The following is a 2,723-nucleotide window of genomic DNA, read 5'->3' as shown; positions in this document are numbered from 1 at the left end:
AATCTGATGAATACGTCGTGGATTTTGTTGCTGAAAATTTTCAGGTAACCCCGGATTATGTGCGGAAGCTTATGAAGGAACAGCCTGCCCCTCTTTCGGAAGAGGCAAAATCTCAGGCTTCCTCTGTTCCGGCTCATTCTTAGCGGGCGGATAAATTCCTGCGGTTAAAGGGATCTCCTTACTATGCAGCGTCCCTGACGGGAGAGCGGCGCCGCAGCTGTAACACACTATAAGCTGATCGCAAAAACGGTGAGAAATGGCTTCAGGCAAGGTATCACCGCTTATTTTTTGCGTTGTGGCCGGGAAGGATGGAACGCGCCGAGACGGCCAATCAGCTTTATGTCATTCCTGATGCGGGAGATGACGGCTTTCGGCGGCTCAGCGGCTTAACTTAATGTGATTGCTCCTGCCGGCATCCTGAATATGAAGGCGGAAGAGAGGATAAAAGAGCATGCCGTGAGAGAGTCATCTTCTCTCTCACGAGGCCGCGCCGCTTCTTGCCTTTGTCCTGCCGCTACTTTCGCACCATATCCGCGATGGCCTTTTCCGCATCCCGGAGTTCCTGGCTGCAGTTATCGAAAAACGTTTCCCCCCGGATCACAAAAAGCATCCGGGACATAAATCTTATGGTAATGGGGTGCTTGTCGTTTTCTACCAGAGAAAGATGGCTTTTGCTGTAGCCCAGGGCATAGGCAAACTCCTCCTGATTCATTTTAAGGAGCTCTCTGATGTGCCTCACTGTGTGTCCGTCCATATGATCCTCCGCTGCTTCATATGCCGCGCTGTCAGGGCTGAACCGTAACGGGCGGCCGGGTTCCCGGGGGAACTTGCATAAGGTTTTCAGGGATCAGGCTTGATGACAAAGAGAAAATGAGAGTGTAAGCGTAACGAAGATCGGGTATAAGTGAATCAGCTAATCTCCGGCGGAAAAGAAAGCTTCTGAGGCAGCCTGCAGGGTTTAATAATTATTGAGAGATCCCGGCATGAAACGGACGCGGGATCGGGAGCTTCTCAAAGCATTCCGCATACGCAGTAAAGCATTACCACGTTCAAATGTCTTCAATCCTATGCTGTTTGCAGTATGCCTTAATGACTGGCTCCGGCGGGGAGGAAAGCAGCGGGGGGACTTCTTAAACTTTGCTTGGTATTTTTATTATTATTAACCCCCGGCGCTGTAATTTCCCCGGCTCCGGATCTGCGGGAAAACCCGCAGAGATACCGCCCTGACAGTATACAGCAGGATAGTATTAAGCGCCAGTTTATCAGCCGGAAATTTAGTCCGGTTTCAAATTATTTTTTGGCTCAGGGATAAAAACGATTTCATAAAAATGGTGACAAAGCCTTGTTTTTTAACCATTCCTGAAACTGTTTCCCTGTCCCTGAATTGTTCAGATAAGAGCATTTTCCGTCCGGGATGATGCTTTCAGAAGCGCCCGGAATATATGTCTCCCAAGCCTTTCCGCGTCTTCTCCGGGGACTTGCGGTCTTCTCCGGAGCAGGCCTGCTGCGGAGTTTTCCGGAAGGAGGCGGCGGCCGGGCGGGGCGTCAGGCGGCGGAAGCAAGGGAAGCCGCGGAAGCAATTTAAACTGCCTTAACCAGTTTCCTTTTTCGGGTTTAATTCCTTTCTGCTGCGGGGAACTGAGAAGCCGGGCAGCGGGAGAACCGGAAGCGGAACACAGGAAGCTAAGCGCAGAAAGCGGAGGTCGGGAAACAGAGGACGGGAAGCGAAGGACAGAAAGCTAAGAAAAGGCGGCTAGCGGCTTTTCAGAAAAACGGGGCGGTATTCAGGATATTGTCTCTCCGGATATGGTAGCTGTTTTTAAGAGGGCGGGGAAGGATCTCAGGAAGCCCGGAGGACAGGGACAGCCCCGGGGAAAACTCTCAGGGATCTCTGGCAACGGGAACAAATGGGGATAACTGCCGCGGAAAATAGTTCCGGGGGAGTTATCCACAGGAAGGATTTTCGGGGATCCTCCCGGGCAGGTTATCCCCAGGAAGAGTTCAGGGGCATTTGCTTAAGCGGGAAAGCAGGGGCAGATCGAGTTTTGAGGCAGAAAACAACGCATAGGTTTGCTCCGGGAGGGAGAATGGCTTTACCATTTTATAAAACCGTTTTCTGACAGACAGCAGGGCGGATCACAGGAATGATGCCCCGGGACGGCAGTCTGGACTGATAACAGGGTCTCAGCCTGGAATGGATAACCGGAATGATAACCGAAATGATGGTTTGGCTGATGACCCGGAACAGCTAACAGAACTTTTGGCCGCAAAAGCGATATCAGTGTCAGAAGGAAAGGCCTTATCAGCAGGGCTCGCTGCACAGGCAGTTTTTAAGGAGGAAAGGCGTTTCCGGGGCTATGTTTTTGGACAGGCCCGAAGCCCTTTCTTCCAGTCAGGATATTCAGGATCTGAGCAAGATGAACAAAACACGCTTTAATTTCTGGGGGGCCGGACTTTCTCTGGCAGCAGGGCTCGCTTTTTCGTTGTCCGCATATGCCGCAGGATCGCCGGATGACTTTGCCAGGGGATGCTCCGCCGGCAAGGGGAATGACTGCTTTAAGCTGGGGGAAGCTTATCTCAGGGGTTCCGGAGCGCCCCGGGATTTTGCGAAGGCCAGATCCGCTTTTGAGAAAGGGTGTTCTCTCAATGACGGCGCGGGCTGTAACGGCATGGGGATAGTTTCGGAGAACGGTCTCGGAGGAGCCAAGAACATGTCTCAGGCC

1 protein-coding gene and 1 pseudogene are annotated in these 2,723 nt (G+C 52.2%); one reads left to right on the top strand and one right to left on the bottom strand.

Annotated features, from left to right (window positions below):
- Positions 1-514: 514 nt before the first annotated feature.
- Complete coding sequence (locus ACJROR_RS05735) at positions 515-754, bottom strand: helix-turn-helix domain-containing protein (RefSeq protein ID WP_406546248.1); 240 nt, start codon at positions 752-754, stop codon at positions 515-517.
- 1,603 nt (positions 755-2,357) lie between these two features.
- Between ACJROR_RS05735 and ACJROR_RS05730 the strand changes: the two are divergent.
- Positions 2,358-2,723: pseudogene (locus ACJROR_RS05730) on the top strand (hypothetical protein); the annotation flags it as partial.

Source organism: Succinimonas sp., assembly GCF_045225735.1.
Taxonomy (GTDB): Bacteria; Pseudomonadota; Gammaproteobacteria; order Enterobacterales; family Succinivibrionaceae; genus Succinimonas.
The sequence above is the reverse complement of the archived record's forward strand: the minus strand, read 5'-3'. Positions and strand labels throughout refer to the sequence as shown.

Excerpts from the sequence above, each read along its gene's own strand:
- ACJROR_RS05735 (WP_406546248.1), bottom strand. The coding sequence starts at position 754 with ATGGACGGACACACAGTGAGGCACATCAGAGAGCTCCTTAAAATGAAT.